The organism is Brevibacillus sp. JNUCC-41 (genome assembly GCF_014844095.1).
Classification (GTDB): Bacteria; Bacillota; Bacilli; order Bacillales; family DSM-1321; genus Peribacillus; species Peribacillus aracenensis.
On the sequence record NZ_CP062163.1, the window covers coordinates 5,192,832 to 5,211,206 of the forward strand.

General features: G+C 40.6%; 18 protein-coding genes. All 18 read right to left on the reverse strand.

Annotation, left to right across the window (positions count from 1 at the left end; all coding sequences use genetic code 11):
* Positions 1 to 9: 9 nt before the first annotated feature.
* A complete protein-coding gene (locus tag JNUCC41_RS25015; RefSeq protein WP_192205343.1) occupies positions 10 to 1,113 on the reverse strand; it encodes a prephenate dehydrogenase in 1,104 nt (367 codons plus the stop codon).
* Positions 1,114 to 1,160: 47 nt separating this feature from the next.
* Positions 1,161 to 2,273, reverse strand: a complete 1,113-nt coding sequence (gene hisC / locus JNUCC41_RS25020) for a histidinol-phosphate transaminase (protein ID WP_192205344.1) — start codon at positions 2,271 to 2,273, stop codon at positions 1,161 to 1,163.
* Between the two features lie 84 nt (positions 2,274 to 2,357).
* The gene (gene aroH / locus JNUCC41_RS25025; protein ID WP_192205345.1) at positions 2,358 to 2,726 is read right to left on the reverse strand and encodes a chorismate mutase; all 369 of its coding nucleotides are present in this window, start codon (positions 2,724 to 2,726) and stop codon (positions 2,358 to 2,360) included.
* Between the two features lie 24 nt (positions 2,727 to 2,750).
* Positions 2,751 to 3,830 carry a 3-dehydroquinate synthase gene (aroB, locus tag JNUCC41_RS25030; RefSeq protein ID WP_192205346.1) on the reverse strand — a complete coding sequence of 360 codons (1,080 nt, stop codon included), beginning with the start codon at positions 3,828 to 3,830 and terminating at the stop codon, positions 2,751 to 2,753.
* 3 nt (positions 3,831 to 3,833) lie between these two features.
* On the reverse strand, positions 3,834 to 5,006 hold the full coding sequence (gene aroC / locus JNUCC41_RS25035; RefSeq protein ID WP_192205347.1) for a chorismate synthase: 1,173 nt from the start codon (positions 5,004 to 5,006) through the stop codon (positions 3,834 to 3,836).
* A 255-nt stretch (positions 5,007 to 5,261) separates the two neighbouring features.
* Positions 5,262 to 6,035: a CheR family methyltransferase gene (locus JNUCC41_RS25040; protein WP_192205348.1), complete on the reverse strand. Its 774-nt coding sequence runs from the start codon at positions 6,033 to 6,035 to the stop codon at positions 5,262 to 5,264.
* A gap of 186 nt (positions 6,036 to 6,221) precedes the next feature.
* The gene (ndk, locus tag JNUCC41_RS25045) at positions 6,222 to 6,668 is read right to left on the reverse strand and encodes a nucleoside-diphosphate kinase (RefSeq protein ID WP_076365651.1); all 447 of its coding nucleotides are present in this window, start codon (positions 6,666 to 6,668) and stop codon (positions 6,222 to 6,224) included.
* A 96-nt stretch (positions 6,669 to 6,764) separates the two neighbouring features.
* Positions 6,765 to 7,727, reverse strand: coding sequence for a heptaprenyl diphosphate synthase component II (gene hepT, locus JNUCC41_RS25050; protein ID WP_192205349.1), 963 nt, complete (start codon positions 7,725 to 7,727; stop codon positions 6,765 to 6,767).
* A 34-nt stretch (positions 7,728 to 7,761) separates the two neighbouring features.
* On the reverse strand, positions 7,762 to 8,472 hold the full coding sequence (locus tag JNUCC41_RS25055) for a demethylmenaquinone methyltransferase (RefSeq protein ID WP_192205350.1): 711 nt from the start codon (positions 8,470 to 8,472) through the stop codon (positions 7,762 to 7,764).
* 3 nt (positions 8,473 to 8,475) lie between these two features.
* The gene (locus JNUCC41_RS25060; RefSeq protein WP_192205351.1) at positions 8,476 to 9,306 is read right to left on the reverse strand and encodes a heptaprenyl diphosphate synthase component 1; all 831 of its coding nucleotides are present in this window, start codon (positions 9,304 to 9,306) and stop codon (positions 8,476 to 8,478) included.
* 247 nt (positions 9,307 to 9,553) lie between these two features.
* Complete coding sequence (mtrB, locus tag JNUCC41_RS25065; protein WP_076365643.1) at positions 9,554 to 9,802, reverse strand: trp RNA-binding attenuation protein MtrB; 249 nt, start codon at positions 9,800 to 9,802, stop codon at positions 9,554 to 9,556.
* A gap of 19 nt (positions 9,803 to 9,821) precedes the next feature.
* Positions 9,822 to 10,388: a GTP cyclohydrolase I FolE gene (gene folE, locus JNUCC41_RS25070; protein WP_076365641.1), complete on the reverse strand. Its 567-nt coding sequence runs from the start codon at positions 10,386 to 10,388 to the stop codon at positions 9,822 to 9,824.
* 307 nt (positions 10,389 to 10,695) lie between these two features.
* Complete coding sequence (locus JNUCC41_RS25075; protein WP_034308023.1) at positions 10,696 to 10,968, reverse strand: HU family DNA-binding protein; 273 nt, start codon at positions 10,966 to 10,968, stop codon at positions 10,696 to 10,698.
* A 505-nt stretch (positions 10,969 to 11,473) separates the two neighbouring features.
* Positions 11,474 to 12,952, reverse strand: a complete 1,479-nt coding sequence (spoIVA, locus tag JNUCC41_RS25080; protein ID WP_192205352.1) for a stage IV sporulation protein A — start codon at positions 12,950 to 12,952, stop codon at positions 11,474 to 11,476.
* 232 nt (positions 12,953 to 13,184) lie between these two features.
* Positions 13,185 to 13,910, reverse strand: a complete 726-nt coding sequence (locus tag JNUCC41_RS25085; protein ID WP_427557190.1) for a hypothetical protein — start codon at positions 13,908 to 13,910, stop codon at positions 13,185 to 13,187.
* Positions 13,911 to 13,923: 13 nt separating this feature from the next.
* A complete protein-coding gene (locus tag JNUCC41_RS25090; protein WP_048681698.1) occupies positions 13,924 to 14,121 on the reverse strand; it encodes a DUF2768 domain-containing protein in 198 nt (65 codons plus the stop codon).
* A gap of 223 nt (positions 14,122 to 14,344) precedes the next feature.
* A complete protein-coding gene (locus JNUCC41_RS25095) occupies positions 14,345 to 15,718 on the reverse strand; it encodes a putrescine aminotransferase (RefSeq protein WP_192205353.1) in 1,374 nt (457 codons plus the stop codon).
* 299 nt (positions 15,719 to 16,017) lie between these two features.
* The gene (locus JNUCC41_RS25100; protein WP_228467456.1) at positions 16,018 to 18,123 is read right to left on the reverse strand and encodes a sigma 54-interacting transcriptional regulator; all 2,106 of its coding nucleotides are present in this window, start codon (positions 18,121 to 18,123) and stop codon (positions 16,018 to 16,020) included.
* Between the last annotated feature and the right edge of the window lie 252 nt (positions 18,124 to 18,375).

Here is an 18,375-nt window from a genome sequence, read left to right on the forward strand (position 1 = left end):
CTATCAATATTATGCCAGGATCGTTTCATAATCTGTATGTCTAGAAATACACTCCGCAGCTTTGATTCGATCAACATCCGTTTGGAAGCTGATGACCAGCACACCGTATATCTCTTCCCTGGTTTCAATGATCCTTATGTTAGTAATGCTGATACCTTCTTGAGCCAAATATCCGGTAATCTCAGAAATTATTCCGGCATAATCCGGTATATCGATATATAAATCATAAAACGCTGGTATGGCGCCTTTTGCATGTGTGGGCAAATCATCCCTGAAAATCTTGGCATCGGTAAAGAATCGAAGGATTTCTTCACTATCTTCATTCGCAACCAGACCTTTTATATGCTCCATTTCATTCAGCCAATCATTCATTAATTCAAGTAGCACATCCCGGTTATGTAACAAAATGTCACGCCACATTTCCGGACTGCTTGAAGCAATTCTTGTAATATCTCGGAATCCGCCTGCTGCAAGCCTTGAAATCAACTTGTTTTCCTTACTGTAATGTTCTGCCTGCTTAACGAGCCCCGACGCGACAATATGCGGAAAATGACTAATGACCCCAGTCAGCTTATCATGAGTGGCCGGACTCACAACCAGAAAGTTAGCTCTTGTCCCTTGCAGCCACCCTTTAAGCTGCTCAACTTTTTCTTCTTCAATGGAATCGCCGGGAGTAAGCAAATAAAATGCGTGTTCGAATAAATGCAATTTGGCTGCCGCAGCACCGCTTTTATGGGAACCAGCCATAGGGTGCCCCCCGATGAAGGCCACCCCTTTATCTATCAATGGTTTTGCTGCCTTTACGACTGTATCCTTCGTACTTCCTGCATCCGATATGAGGACATCACTTTTTAAATCCATATCGGCCAATTGAGCTAAAATCTTCACGGTTTCATTGACAGGCACAGCAAGTAGAATCAAATCAGCTTCACGTGCTCCCGCTTCCAAAGATGATACAGACTCATCAATGATCCCCAATAGCGTCGATAGTTGAACATTCTTTTCGCTTAGGTCCATACCAACAATCACGGCTTCAGGATGTGCATGGCGTACAGCCATGGCCAGTGATCCGCCAATTAGACCTAAACCTATTACAAAAACCTTACCCTTCACTCTTCTCTCCCCCGCATCTTTTATGCTCCTCTAGGTTTGATGAAACGTTAAAGCAGCGAATCAGAAGGTGCCTCAGCTTCATTCAAAAAAGTTTTAATCGCATTAATCATTCCTTCATTTTCTTCAGTGGAACCAATCGTTACCCTCAGGCTGTTAGGAAAACCGAAAGATTTCCCCGACCTTGCGATGTACCCGCGTTCAAGCAAATATTGAAACACCACGTCGGCATCCTGTTTAAAATGGATAAAGATGAAATTACCTTGTGACGGGTAATAAGCTAAATTTTCCTTATTGCAAAATTCATAGTACCGCTTGAGCCCTTTTTGATTTTCTTCCTTGCATTTTTCAATGAAGGCTTGATCTTCCAAAGCGACGATAGCAATATTCTGTGCAAATGTGTTCACATTGAATGGTTCCCGGGATGGATCTAGTTTCTGAATAATATCCTCATCCGCCAAACCGTACCCTACCCTAAAACTGGCAAGTCCATAAATTTTTGAGAATGTCCGGAGTATGATCAAATTTTTATATTTATTAATCCATTGATTCGTTCTCGGGTAATCCTCAGCCGTTGCATATTCACAATAAGCTTCATCCAAAACGATTAGAACATCTTCCGGCACTTTTTCGATGAACGATACTAAGTCCTGTTCCGAAATGTATTTACCAGTTGGATTATTTGGTGTACAAAGCCAGACAACCGCTGTTTTTTCATCTATAACTTTAAGCATTCCTTCTAGATCATGAGCACCGTCAATATGGGGAACTTCCCTGATTTCCGCACCTTCTAACGTGGCATTATGGCGATACTGCGAAAAAGTGCCTGTTGCCATGACCGTATTCTTTCCTGCTCCCAATAGGCTCCTGGAGATGATTTGAATGTTCTCATCAGATCCATTTCCAAAAATAAGCTGAGTTTCTTTCACACCTGTATGTTTTGCAACAGCTTCCCTAAGCATCGTGGCATATCCATCCGGATAGATGGCAAACGAATGGGTTGAATTCCTAACGGATTCTTTGACTTTTTCCGAACAGCCAAAAGGATTTTCATTTGAAGCTAATTTCGTGATTTTTTCCAACCCGTATAATTTTTTCACTTCATCAGTGGATTTTCCCGGTTGATAAGACTTCAAGGAGAGGACCGCTTCATTCCATTTCAAGTAAATCACCCCTATATATTTTTTATCACTTTAAAGTAACAAAGTGCGAAAGTAGTATATCATATTCATAGATTTTAAATCATCTTATATCTGCTTTGTCAAATCTGGCCGTAATACCGTAGCCCCTGCCTGGTATACATGATGTATTTCTTTTTGAGATTTCGTCGTATTTACGTGGATCATGACCCGGATGCAAAACGGCAGGGAATTGCTCACGGGTATTTCTTTCATGCATGTAACCGGTACATAAGTCCAGCCTTCGAATTTCCTCAAGGCTTTGGCGGGGAAGACAGAGCGAATCTCTTCCGTCGCAGAAAAAAATACAGAAGCTACCATATCGGGATCAATCTCGTTGACCCGAATGATCTCCGCCATCAACTTTTCGACAGCTGAAATCACTTCCATCTCTGTGTCTCTTTCTACTGTAGTGGCACCCCTTATTCCTCTTATCACACATAGTCCCCCTTCTTTAGAACTCTATATCATATCCGCCATTTCCTCTATCAGCTCAGTGTCGGCTAAATCCATTAATAGCGGTGACCCCACTTCGTTTAGCAGAACAAAGGTAGCTGAATCATTGACCGATTTTTTGTCTGTTTTCATTAAATCAAGTAGCATTGCATGTTCCAGTCGGGTTGGAATGATTATTTGATAACCTAAAGAAGAAACCCAGTCAATAAACTCATCTAGTTTAAAATCGAGATCCACTTTTTTCCTGCTTAATCTAAGAGCATATACCATCCCGATTAAAATTGATTCACCATGCGTAAAGTTTCCGTATCCCATTGAACTTTCCACTGCATGTCCAAGCGTATGACCAAAATTCAAAAAGGCACGAATCCCGTTTTCCTTCTCATCCTCTTCGACAATTTTAGCTTTAATGCCAATTCCTTTTGTAATCATTGTCAGGAATTGCTCATCCGTTAGATCATTCAAATCAACAATATTCGACTTTAACCATAGATAAAACTCATTATCTGCTATCAAGGAATGTTTAATGACTTCCGCAAAACCTGACCTTAATTCTTTAAGAGGCAAAGTTTTAAGAAATTCAAGATCATAAATGACCGCTTCAGGCTGATGAAAGGCCCCAATCATATTTTTCCCCAGCGGGTGATTGATGGCAACCTTGCCACCCACTGCACTATCATGGGCGAGCAAAGTCGTCGGAACCTGTATAAATGGAATCCCTCTCATAAAAGTGGCCGCAACGAATCCAGCCAAGTCACCGACTGCACCACCGCCAAGGGCGATAATCAATGACTTGCGATTAATCTGATGGGATAAGCAGAAACTTTGGCATTCATAAAACACATCGAAAGTTTTAGCATGCTCCCCTTCTGGCACTACATGATGCAGGACCGGTTTTCCCGTCTTGATCAGAGCGTTTTTCACAGTTTCCAAGTGAAGTGCCGCCACTTTCTCATCAGTTATGATCAGAATCTTGTTTAGATGATTTAATTCGTGTGTTATTAATTCTGGCAATTCTTTTATTGCCCTCTTGCCAATTAAAACCGGATATTGCTTGGAAGCCGTTTTTATTTGGATGGATTCCATGATTTAAAACCCCTTTACTTCTTCCCGATATGATCTCATGTATTCTGCTAATTGCTCATACCGATCTGATGGGAATTGATCAATGATGGCAGCCGCCAGCTCCCATGCCACTACCGCCTCAGCAACTACCGCTGCAGCAGGAACCGCACAACTATCGGAACGTTCGACACTTGCTTCAAACACTTCCTTCGTATCGATATCAACACTTTTCAAAGGTTTATATAAAGTCGGGATCGGCTTCATCACACCGCGTACAACTATCGGCATTCCAGTTGTCATACCGCCTTCAAAACCGCCAAGGCGATTGGTTTTTCGGTAATAACCCTGATCTTCGTCCCATGCGATTTCATCATGGACCTCACTGCCGAATAGATGGGCCGCTTCAAATCCAAGACCTATTTCCACACCTTTAAAAGCATTGATGCTCATTATCGCTGCGGCTAGTTTCGCATCAAGTTTCCGGTCATAATGCACATAACTTCCCACACCTACAGGCATTCCTTCTACAATGACTTCAACGATTCCGCCGATGGAATCTCCTTTTTGTTTCGCTTCATCAATTGCATCCTTCATCTGTTGCTCTACGTTTTTGTCAAAACATCTAACAGAAGATTCTTCCGTTACTTGTTGTAATTGCTGAATCGTTTCGTATTTTGGCGGTTCTGCCTTCACTCCGCCAATTTCCAAAACATGCGATGCCACTTCTATCCCCAATAAAGACAATAGCTTTTTAGCGACAGCACCTGCTGCCACCCTTACTGTCGTTTCACGGGCTGAAGAGCGTTCCAGAACATTTCTCAAATCGCGGTGCCCATATTTAATCCCGCCGTTCAAGTCGGCATGACCAGGACGGGGCCGGGTGATTTTACGTTTAATTTCTTCTGCTTCCTCTTCTGAAAGCCCTTCACTTCCCATAATCTTTGTCCAATGCTTCCAGTCATCGTTCTCAACCACCAAAGCAACCGGTGAACCGAGTGTGTATCCATGTCTGATTCCCGAAGAAATGAATGCCTGATCTTTCTCGATCTGCATCCTTCTTCCACGTCCATGCCCTTTTTGCCGGCGCCCTAACTCTTGATTAATATCCTCATTCGATATCGGCATTCCTGCCGGTAATCCTTCAATGATAGTAGTCAGTTGCGGACCATGTGATTCTCCCGCTGTTAAATATCTCATCTTCCAGCCCCCTTTTAGCACTTTAAAGTGTATATGTATCAATATACCACAATTTTATGAAATATGGGTATATGTAAAACGTAAAAACCATATTGTTTGAATTTAATCACTTTTCTCTCTATTTTACAAGTACTTAAACATTTTCGATATAGTTTAATCTTTCAAATTTGAGTTCTACTGGATTTGCCTTTTCACGACAAACGAAAAGGGACTGAATGCTTATGTACAGAATCAGTCCCTTTTTATTCAAAGTATTTACTTTTTCTTATAAAAAAATGTGTCGACCGTTTCAAATTGATATTTTCCTGGGGTGAATATTTGCTCTGTACTTCCTACAAAAAAGACCCCGCCACTTTTTAGTGATGCACTGAATTTTTCATATAATAAATTTTTGGCTTCTTCAGTGAAATAAATTAGAACATTGCGGCAAACGATTATATCGAACTCCTGTTCGAACCGATCAGCGAGAAGGTTTTGCTTTTTAAATGTCACCCTTCTCTTGATTTCATCATCGACACGATAAAACTCATCCCTTTTTTCAAAGTATTTCCTTTTGATTTCTTCAGGTACTTCATTTAAGGAACGTTCAGGATACATCCCCAATTTCGCTCGTGCCAATACATTTTCATCCAGATCCGTCGCCAATATCTCTATCTGGCTAAGTGGGACCAAATTGGATAATATCATTGCAATCGTATATGGTTCCTCGCCAGTTGAACAGGCTGCACTCCAAATTTTCAACTTTTTTTTGCTTGCTAATAATCCAGGAAGGATTTTACGCTCCAACACTTCCCATCTTTTCGCATTTCTATAAAATTCGGAAACATTGATTGTCATTCTATCCAAAAACTCATTTAAAACTACGGAATTGGTTTGAATGTCTTTATAGTATTCATGAAATGAATGATACCCTCTTTTTTCATATAGAGTTGTTAGTCGCCTTTTCATTTGCCCTTCCTTATATAATGCCAAATCAATGCCTGTCAACATTTTGATATTACGAATAAACTCTTCATATTCTTGAGGCATTCCTACGACTCCCCTGCACATATTTATTTTAAGCGGTCCTTCCCTTTATATATCGGAGAGTGCCATATTTTCTTTAAACTAAAATAATTCCTCACCTTGCCGGAAAACTAAAAAAGCCATACAAAAAAAGCGGGTTCCATCGCATAATGACGATGGAACCCGCTTTTTATAGAGTGATCGTATTAATTAATAAACCCACTCGCTTACAAGTTTAGAATACTCAACAATTTCTTCTTCTTTGAAGAATAAACCGATTTCACGTACAGCGCTTTCAGCTGAATCAGATCCGTGAATGATGTTTTTGCCGACAGTTACGGCAAAATCGCCACGAATTGTTGCTGCTGCTGCATCTTTAGGATTAGTCGCACCCATCATTTGACGTGCAGTAGCGATTACGTTTTCGCCTTCCCAAACCATTGCGAATACAGGACCTGAAGTAATGAAGTCCACTAATTCGCCAAAGAAAGGACGTTCTTTGTGCTCGCCATAATGTTGCTCGGCCAATTCTTGAGAAATCACCATTAATTTTGCTCCTGCAAGAAGGAAGCCTTTCTTTTCAAAACGGGAAACGATTTCACCGATTAGATTGCGTTGAACGCCGTCAGGCTTAACCATTAAAAATGTTCTTTCCATGAATGTCACTCCTAATATGTATCATTGTTATTTGCCTATATAAGGCAATACTTTTAGAATATTACCATTGTTTGATGAGTTTCGCAACTCCCATTATCAAAACTTTCTTTTTCCGATATTTTTCGCGATGTCCGATAGAGTTTTTCTAGCCTTAATGGCAGGAAGGCCTTTCAATTCAGTAAAAGCCTTTTCTAAATACATATCACTGATCCTCGCCGCCTGTTCAATGGCACCGGAAGTTTTTATCGCATTGATTATATGGGACATTTCGTCTTTTGGCGTATCTTCCCGAACTGTTTCGATAAGCTTTTTTAACTTTGGATCTTCCATAGCAATCAAAACGGGCAAAGTGATATTACCTTGAATCAGATCACTGCCGGCTGGTTTCCCAAGCTCTTCTTCCGAAGCCGTAAAATCCAATATATCATCGGTTATTTGATAGGACATACCGACATAATATCCGAATTTAAATAGCTTTTGATGGACCCTTTCTTCAACACCTGCTGAAATGGCTCCCAACTGGCAGCTGGATGCTATGAGCAATGCCGTTTTCCGTTTGATCCTTCTAAAGTATATCCGCCAATTCTGTTCGAAATTGTACTTATCTTTTATTTGTTCAATTTCCCCTAGACATAGTTCAACCATAGTATCAGCGAGAATTTGATGCGCAAGCGGAGACTCGATAACCGCCATCATTTCCAGTGCACGAGCAAAAATGAAGTCGCCTGTGTACATGGCGACACGATTATCCCATTTTGACTTAATGGTAGCCGATCCCCTGCGTAAATCCGCATCATCCACAACATCATCATGTACAAGGGAGGCCGTATGGATGAGTTCCAAAGTCGCTGCGACATGTTTTACGACATGAATATCATAGTTGCCAAACTTCGCACCCAATAGGACGAATACCGGACGGATCCGTTTTCCACCGGATTGCAGTAAATGCAGGGAAGCTTCCCTTAAAACCGTGGAATCCGCTTCAATTGCGGCTTCCAGCTCTTTTTCTATTAGTTGCAAATCTGCATTCAAAAATGAATACATCATTTTAAATTTCATACATTCCACCCAGCTTTGTCCATTGCTATTCTGTTTATTTTGAAGGCTTGTACCCGAAATGTGTTGCTGCTACCCCACCGAAATGGGCCTTATAACTGACATTTTCCATTCCTGCCTGCTTAAACATGTTTTCAAGCTTTTTCATGCCTGGGAAATCCCGGGCTGATTCCTGCAGCCATGAGTATTCACTATAGCTTTTTGCGAATAATTTGCCGAACATGGGCATAATGAAACGGAAATAAAAATAATAGCCCTGTTTAAAGCCTAGCATCGTTGGCTGTGATGTATCCAGGCAAACGACCATTCCACCCGGCTTGGCTACACGGTTTAACTCTTTAAGCACTTGCATGTAATCAGGGACATTCCGCAGCCCGAAACCGATCGTGACATAGTCAAAGCTATTATCCTCAAAAGGAAGCTCCATTGCATTCCCATGCATTAAGGAGACTTGATCTAGATTGAGTTCGTTCACCTTTTGTTCGCCGATTTTCAGCATGTTCTTACTAAAATCCAGACCAACAACCTTTCCTTCTGGTCCTACTTCATTAGCAAGGGCAATGGTCCAGTCCGCTGTTCCACAGCATACATCCAGTGCATGGGCGCCTTTTGGGACATTCATGATGGCCATTGTAGCCTTACGCCATTTAAGATGCTGTTTAAAGCTGATGAGGGAATTCATCTTGTCATAATTTCCGTAGATCTTTTCAAAGACATGATGAACTTTTTGCTCTTTAGACTGCTCCATGTTTCACCCTTCTTTCACATATGAATTTGCTATACTCTCTGATTGTTCCAAGATGGCCTTCACTCTTTCCAGTAGCTCATCATCCAACTTTGCAAGCTTCCGCAACGAGCGCTCTACGGATTGCCTGGCATCCCACAGGCACTTGTCGAATTGGCTGCGTATCTGTTCTTCTTTTCCCGAAATGGGTACTTCCCCACCAATCGAGTCATCAAAAGGCATTTCCCTTAGGACATCAAAAACGATCGATTGACCCGACTTCATATAACTGCTCTTCTCAACATGCAACCGTTTTAAAAGCAACAGATCTTCCGATAGTTCCATCCAGGCAGGTTCACTATAGTAATCCCCCAGCTTATGAATCAGCGAAGCCTCGATCGCTTTTATCGTCATTAAAAGCGTTGGTACATCATTAATGGAACCTTGTTGGTAAAGGATGATTTTATTATCATTTATTTTTTTTATCGCGCTTGAAAGTATACGGATCATGTCAACATTACCTACACTGGCAAGCCCTTGATAATATAAGCCGCTATAGTAATCTCCGGCAAGCACTTGCAATTGACGATTTTTCAATACTTCTGGCGACTCGATTCCTTCACCCGAATTCGAGACGATCTCATGTGTATCCAGAGCTATTTGCACTAACATGGTTGAAATGATATATTGATTCCGTTTTTCGCTTGTAACGTCCAAATCGTTAAACAATCCCCAAAGCAATATCAGTTTATCTTCGTCCAAGCTTGGCTTTTGTATATACTTCAATAAATATGGATGTTGAGCTTTCGTTTCTATTAATCGTTTTAATTGCCTTATGTCGTCCGTTATGTTTAACAATTGAGATCACCCTTGCATCCCCGAAAGATAATTTTTTTCATACATATTGGTTTCTGTCTGTGTCAAATACACATTATTATACCATAAAAACAATCAGATGAAATGGTCAACGTTTATAAAATGAAACTTCCAAAAATAAGGAAACCATTGTCTTTTGCTCTTCAAAAAAATGGATGCGGGAAATTTACAGCTTGTTAAACCCATATCAGATGATTGATTTACTAATTAACCAGGCATTGAGACGCTATCATTTGTCAGGAGAATTCTTTTTGGAATCACTTTCTATCTCTCCGAATGGAGTATAGACCTTTGCATGGCCCCTGATTTTAATTGCCGAGGTATGCTCGGTGAATTGGGCGATCATCACCTCTCCCGAGTCAAGCTTTTCGGAGTGATGAAACTTGGTGTCCGTTCCCCTTGTCAACCCGATGACATTCACGCTATCCTCAATGGCTTTGATTACGACAAAATCATTCAGAATCTTTTTTTCATTCATTTTTCCTGCCCCCATGTTCTTAGTCTTTAATGAATGCCAGCACTTCAGCTCTAGTACGGTGATCCTTCGCAAACGTTCCCCTTACAGCTGAAGTCACTGTTTTAGATCCGGGTTTTTTTACACCGCGCATGGTCATGCACATATGTTCAGCCTCTACTACAACCATTACACCATGTGGCTCGAGCTTTTCCATTATCGAGTCAGCAACTGTAGAAGTGATGCGCTCTTGAAGTTGCGGACGCTTCGATACAGCCTCAACCGCCCGTGCCAATTTACTTAGGCCAGTCACTTTTCCGTTTTTCGGAATATATGCTACATGGGCTTTCCCGTAAAAAGGGACTAAATGATGTTCACATACTGAGTAAAACGGAATATCCTTTACAAGTACGAGTTCTTCATGGTCCTCCCCAAAAACAGTATCGAAATATTCCTTTGGATCCTGATTAAGTCCAGAAAAAATTTCTTCATACATTCTGGCTACACGGCTAGGAGTATCCAGCAGTCCTTCCCTCGTTGGGTCTTCCCCTACAGCTTCAAGAAGCATTTTAACCGCTTCTTCTAATTTGGCATGATCAACATTAGCCATTGTTTGTACCTCCTAAAAAATCAATAATATTATGTATTCAGATAAAAAATCCAAGGCGTTGCACCCGGATATCCATAATTACGATTATTAAAGCGACCCGTTCCCCCATACACTGACACCCTTTAAAGGCAGTTTCGTCGGAAGCGGTATTCTGATGGTCATTTCCTTGTGGCGGATTTACCATCTGTTAGCGTTTCAAAAATATTCACTGTCTTTTATATTATCACAGATGGAAATTAAGAAGCAAAAAAAGGACCGCGTTTTCACGCGGCCCTTTTCGGTTAAGCACCCGTATGTAATGGTAGAATTACTTCACTGCATCTTTCAGCGCTTTACCGGGTTTGAAAGCTGGCACTTTACTAGCTGCAATTTCGATTTCGTCACCAGTTTGTGGGTTACGGCCTTTACGAGCCGCACGTTCACGAACTTCAAAGTTACCAAAACCAATCAATTGGACTTTATCACCGTTTTTTAGAGCTTCTAAGATTGTATCAAAAACAGCATCAACAGCTTTTGTAGCGTCTTTCTTAGAAATTTCAGTTGCTGTAACAACTTCATTAATTAATTCTGTTTTGTTCATGCCATTCACCTCCTCCCAAAAGGGATCTTTATAAAAAATCATTATTACAACACTATAATAGTGATTTGATATTAGTTTCGGTCAAAAAAATTTTCATTCCCTGGCAATCATGAATTACCAAGCCCGAATAATTTCCAAATAATTCATCCAGAAACCTATAAATAGGTTGAAATCGCTGTTATAACGCGTTTTCTGTATGTAGATTATCACAAATCCTATTAGCTTAGCAAGGGAATTCAAAAAATAATGGGAATCTTTTCATTAATAATTGTATATATTATAAATTTTGTCTTTCGCTATTCATCATTTCCCTTTTTTATAGAAATTAAACTTATTATATTGCTGAAAATCGCTTAACCACAGGGTTTTTTAAGATTATACTAAATAACGGCAGATCATTTCAAATATTAGCATTCATAAATGATATTTTTTCTGCGATCCTGCCGTTCATCCCATGCAAAAAGACCAATCCATAAATGGAGTTGGTCCAGCTTTTAAACGTTTTCTATAAGATGATGGCAATCAATCCCCCACTGCCCTCATTAATGATCCTCTCCAGTGTTTCTTTCAATTTATAGCGAGCATTGTCTGGCATCATCGCTAATTTCACTTGTATGCCTTCCCTTACATAAGAACTTAGGCTTCTCCCAAAAATATCGGAGTTCCAAATGGAAAGTGGATTGTCTTCGAAATCCTGCATCAGATACCGGACTAATTCCTCACTTTGCTTTTCCGTACCGATGATTGGCGAGAACTCGGATTCGACATCGACCTTGATCATATGGATGGAAGGAGCTACGGCTTTTAGCCTGACACCGAACCTGGCTCCCTGACGGATGATTTCCGGTTCATCAAGACTCATATCGTTAAGGGATGGGGCTGCAACACCATATCCAGTTTGTTTGACCATTCTTAATGCATCGGCCACCTGATCATATTCTGCTTTAGCATACGCAAAGTCCTGCATCAATGATAACAGATGATCCTTGCCCCGGATCTCTTCACCGACAATTTCCTTCAAGATATCATCATAGAGTTCATCAGGGGCGTATAGGTCTATTTCTGCAACACCCTGACCCATCTCAATGCCTGCAAGCGCGGCACGGTCAATGAACTCGAATTCATTGAAATGACCGACTACACGATCCACATCCCTCAGGCGTTTAATGTCCTTGACGGTCTCTTTAACCGCTTCCTGGTAACTTTCCCTCAACCAATGATCCTCGCGCAGAACCATTACCCAGCTCGGGAGATTAACATTGACCTCAAGGACAGGAAACTCGTACAGGGCCTCGCGCAGTACGCTATAAACATCCGATTCCCGCATTCCTTCGACACTCATGGCCAATACAGGGATATCATACTTTTCCTGCAGGGATTCCTTCAGTGCTACCGTATTCGGGTGGTGGGGCTGAACGGAATTGACAATCATGATAAAAGGTTTGCCAACCTCCTTCAATTCTTCGACAACCCTTTCCTCGGCCTCTAAATAATCACTTCGCGGAATTTCTCCTATCGATCCATCCGTCGTAACGACTACACCTAATGTGGAATGATCCTGAATTACTTTGCGAGTACCGATCTCAGCCGCTTCATTGAACGGAATCGGTTCTTCATACCAAGGCGTGTGAATCATGCGGGGACCATTTTCATCTTCATACCCTTTAGCCCCTGGTATTGTATAACCGACACAATCGACTAAACGGATGTTCACGTCGAGGCCTTCAGCTACTTGAATCGATGCTGCCTGATTCGGTACGAATTTTGGTTCCGTCGTCATGATAGTCTTTCCGGCTGCACTTTGAGGCAATTCATCCTGTGCCCTGGCACGGTCCGCTTCTGACGGTATATTCGGAATGACGACTAGCTCCATGAATTTTTTAATAAATGTGGATTTCCCAGTCCTGACGGCACCGACCACCCCCAAGTATATATCGCCACCGGTCCGTTCAGCTATATCTTTAAAAATATCTACCTTTTCCAAGGTATCCCCTCCCGAATTAGAGTTTTGGGATTTCGTTTATCCATTTGCATTTATTTAGGACATTATATATCTATGATGTTGTCCTAAAAATTTATTCCAATTATTTCCCTGGTTCAATCCCTTCCTCCACCAGAAATTTTATATAAGGGTTGTTATTTTAAAAGTAAGATGAAATAAAGATAAATGAAATAACCCTTCCCCTACAATATATTTTGCAGAAGAAGGGTTATGCCTATTTTGTAAGAAATATTGGATTATTTGTTTTTCCATCAATTGTATATGGCAATGAATAGGCAGGGACGAACTCCGAACTCTGAACCAGCAGTTTCCGGATATCTTCACCTGGCTTAATTTCCCCCTCATGCTTCTTCAATGCCTCAAGTAAATCCGGGGTATAATCAACAAAAATACTGCCTTGACCATCGACTACAAGATATAAGTCTTTTTGTGAAAATGGGCTCGTGACCGTCGGAGCTTCCTTCAGGCCCATTTTCTCATAATCAAGAGTGAAGACATTATCTGATAACCTTTCCTTAAATGGCGGATATCCGTTGCTTTGCTGATAAGCAGTCAATCTCAAGGAAACATCCTGAATCTTCTGCGCCATCCTGACATCCAACAGCTTTACGGTCGGATCCTTTTCAACATTTACGAGGATGTATTGAAAGACGCCTCCCGATTCAAAGGCATTGTCTGGAGGTTCAGCCATATACCTCGGTGAAATCTTAGAAAATTTTATGACATATTTTTGATAAATCGGTGTTTCAGCTTCTTTTGTAACGATGGGCAGTATGCCGCCTTCATCTTTCTGAAATTGGTCCACTGCACTTTGGACTGATTGTATTTGCTCTTTATAAGGCAGTTGGTTTTGCATTTTTTGCTTTTCCGGATATAAGCAGCCAGATAATGATACAGAGACGCATAATAAACATAATATTTTGAAAAAATTTCTCATCATTTCTCCTCACCTATCAAGTGGTTGGCCCGCTAAGAACAACGATAAGGATGATCAAGCCGGCCAGAATCATAAGTATGTATGCGATAATTGCTGTCAAGACTCTCCAAAAACCTTTTAATTTATAGCGGCTTAAGTAGATTAGAAATATAGAGATAACCATAAAGCCCATAGCTATAAAGGATATCCACATTTTTTGCAGAGCAGGTGTCATATTTTCATCACTCCTTTTTCCAGAAATTATTATAACATACCAAATTACGTTAAAGGAATTAAATCCTTGTCCAATCTGTGTAATTCTCGTTTTCATGACTCATTTTTCTTGAAAAAAATTTCTGAGGAGCAATTATAAAACAAAAATATGTAAGTAATCCCCATACCCTCTCCCTCCAATTCAAAAAAAAACAGCCCTAAGGCTGTTTTTCTGCTTACATAAATTAAGATTGCAGCGTCGGCAAGACTTCTTTAAACGCTTTAATGACTGTATCGACTTCATCCAACTTAATAGTCAATGACGGCTCAATCCTTATTGTTTTGGAATTAATGAGCGTACCTGCTACCAAGATGCCTTTATCAAAGAGGGCTTTTGAGAATTCATAACCCACTTCATCTTTATGGAACTCAATACCGATCATCAAACCTTGGCCGCGGATCTCCAAAACCTTATCTTTGTGCTCATCAGCCACTTCCCTTAACCCATTTAAGAAGTATTCACCAACTTCTGCAGCACGCTGCGGTAAGTTTTCTTCCAAAAGTACGTCGATAGTCGCAATGGCCGCAGCACAAGCTAGTGGATTTCCGCCAAATGTCGTAGTGTGCATGAATGGATTGTCGAACCAGCTTTTAAACACTTTCTCATTGGCTACAACAGCCCCTGCAGGCATTACACCGCCGCCAAATGCTTTTGCTAAACAAATAATGTCCGGAACAACATCATATAGCTCGGAAGCAAACATTTTACCAGTACGGCCCATTCCAGTTTGCACTTCATCCAATATTAATAACGCATCATATTCGTCACATAATGCCCGAACCTGCTTCAAATAACCTTGCGGAGGAAGGATGACCCCACCTTCACCCTGGATTGGCTCCAATAGTACAGCTGCAACATCTTCACCGACCAACGCACAACTTTCAAACGTTTTTCTCATCATATCCACATCACCAAAAGGTACATGACGCACACCTGGAATCAATGGAATGAACGGTTTTCTGAACATGCCTTTTGCCGTTGCCGATAGTGAACCAAGGCTTTTTCCATGAAATGATTTTGTCGTGGAAATGATCGTGTGTCGGTCACTGTACATTTTGGCCAGCTTAAGTGCAGCCTCCACGCTCTCGGTACCGCTATTCGTAAAGAACGAGTATTTTAGATCTCCCGGCGTGATTTCGGCAAGGATCTTGGCAAGCATTGCACGTAATGGATCAAGTAAGTCCTGACTATGAAGGGCTTGTCTTTGCAATTGATCGGTTACAGCCTTTACAACTTTAGGGTTACGGTGTCCTACATTATAAATACCAAATCCACCTAAACAATCAATATATTTTTTTCCATTTACATCCGTAAAACAGGAATCTTGATCAGACCACTCAACCGAAGCGAATTGTGTGTCTTTAGTGACCGTCTTGCGGTATTCCAAAAACCCTGGGTTTACATGCTCACGGAAATTCTCGACCGTTTCTTTTGTTACCCACTGTGCATCTTCTTTTGAAATTTCTTTTTGTTCGATTAATTGAAGCACTTTTTTAATATAATCTTGGGTTGCTGATTGTTTAGTTTGAGTGTTTTTACTTTCTACGTTAATTGACATTTTATAATCTCCTTTTTTTATAACTTTAGTGGATGGTTAATTAAGATTGCTTCTTTATGAAACTTTGATGCTTACCTCCCTTTTTTCTTATACCTATTAATCAAGCAAGAACCATGCCAAGTTAATTAACCAATAAAATCGCATTTCTTTTTGATAAATCCATCCGATTCTATGCAAATGTGCATAGCGTTATTTCACTTTGCATAATCATCTTGAAAATCATTAATAGCTCCCCTAATTCCGTCAATAAAAATAAAAGCCGTTGACAAGTGATTGGCATCACTTGCAACGGCTTTTATTCAAAATGCATTGTTTTCAATTTTCTTATTCTGTTCAGCTAACACTTTTTGATACTTCCTGCTCACTGACGATTGACTTATCCCGAGCGCTTTAGCCGCTTTGGTCGTGGTTTTATACTGTTTCATGGCAAGCATGATCAATTGTTCTTCGACATGATCCTGTGCTTCCTGCAGTGGAAGAATTCTCGTAATAATGGGTTTCGATTGTTTAAAGTCACTGCCCACAGGTATGAACCTTTGAATGAAGTCAGCATCGATCGTCTCTTCATCTGCAGAAACAACCAATCTTTCAATCATGTTCTGCAACTCACGAATGTTCCCCGGCCAGGTATAGACTTCCAGTATATTTAATGCATCGGGGGAAAAGTGGTAATTCCGCTGATACCTTTCATTCAGTTTTTGCAGGAAATGAAAGGCTAGCGGCGGGATATCCTCCGGCCTCTCCCTTAAAGGGGGCACATGTATGGGGATGACGTTCAATCGATAGAATAAATCTTCTCTGAACGTGCCCATCTCGACCATTTTTTCCAGACTCTTATTCGTGGCTGCAACAATTTGAACATCAATGGAAATGGGCGTGGTGCTGCCGATCGGAATCACTTCCTGTTCCTGGAGGACCCGCAGCAGTTTGACTTGAAGGTGTATTGGCATGTCACCCACTTCATCAAGGAATAAAACACCTTTATTGGCCTGTTGAAAGTATCCTACCTTCCCATTTTTATCCGCTCCTGTAAAGGAACCCTTCGTATAACCAAACAATTCACTTTCGAGGAGGTTTTCCGGAATCGCCCCGCAATTTATCTTCAGGAAAGGCCGTTTAGATCGCCTGCCCATTTTATGAATGGCCTCGGCTATCACTTCTTTACCTACTCCCGACTCCCCATTGATTAATACAGTAGATGAAAAATGAGCGATTTTCTTGACTTGGCTGATTATCTGCTCCATTTTAGGACTTGCAAAAACCAACTCTTTATAAAATTGATCTTGTTTTTTGAAAGAGTCCAGTTCTTTCCTCATTTCATTTAATTCCGATTTCAATTGGGTCGTTTCCGTTATATCCCTTGATGCAATGACTATTCGATCTATATCGCCTTTTTCATTGAACACAGGAGTACCCACGGATAGGACTTTCTTATTCATTTTCGTATCCTGGACAACCGATACTTTCTTTTTTTGGTCAAGGACTAACCGGGTGACCGAAGGATTAAAAATCCCTTCATCTTCTAATTGCAAGAGATTCTTCCCTATATAATCTTTTAAGTCCTTCCCCCAGAATCCTGAGATGATGCTGTCACTATAGCGCAGCAGCTCTCCTTTTTGATTGACTACAAGTATTTCATCATAGATATTCGCCAAAATGGCATTCAAGTCTTTATTCGAGCTTTTTATCAATTCTATTTCCATGGCCATTTCCTCAACCATCGGTAAATCCTGAACGATGATGATCAGGCCTTCGACTTCTTTTTCATGGTTCAGAATCGGGCTATAGTCGACAAGCACACTCATGACATCAGTAATCTCCAACTGATTCAGAATACTGCTCCTGCTGGCAAACACGCTATGTATATGCTGCTTATTAAAGATGTTCGCAGCAGGTTCATTAATGACTTGATCAGAAGGCTTTTTTATCATCTTCAAGCCTGATTCATTAAAGTTCACGATATTTTTTTCTTTATCAGCCACAAAAATCCCCATAGGAATGGAGGTTAAAATCACATTAAGCAGGTCTAAATTTTGTTTGCTGTCCTGCTTGAATAATTCAGCTAATACATCTTCCCTTTTTACATAACCGGTTAGCAGGCCATCATCCGTTTTTATCAGTACGATAGGTTCACCGATAATTTGAAACAGATGCGGCAAGGAAATGTTAGGGTGCAATTTACAGACATTATCAATCGAAAAGGCATACTGTAAAAGCTGATCGACTGTCGTTATTTTTCCATTTAACGGGAGGTCATCCATGCGGATATACGCAAACACTTGATTCTCCTTCATAAGAAAGAAGAAAGGTTCCTGTATCTCATGAATTTTTTGGTCTGAAAATGTAGGCTGATCAATTGTTATAGTTATGAATGGTCTTATTTTATCATCCGGAATAGATAACACATTTTCACTCTCCTTTTGTAACCTAACCTATATTTTATCACAATTCCGAATTGCAAGATAAAAAATAACATGCACCATTACCCATTATCGATCATTTACCTTTATTCGTTCCACAACAAAAGGGTCCTTTAACGGACCCTTTTGACCTAAAAACATGGTATGCACCTTAGATTTATTTTATAAAGGACCGCTCACTTTTTCTTAGCCTTTATAGCATACCCCTGCTTGTTATGATTCGAGGATGGCCGTCCT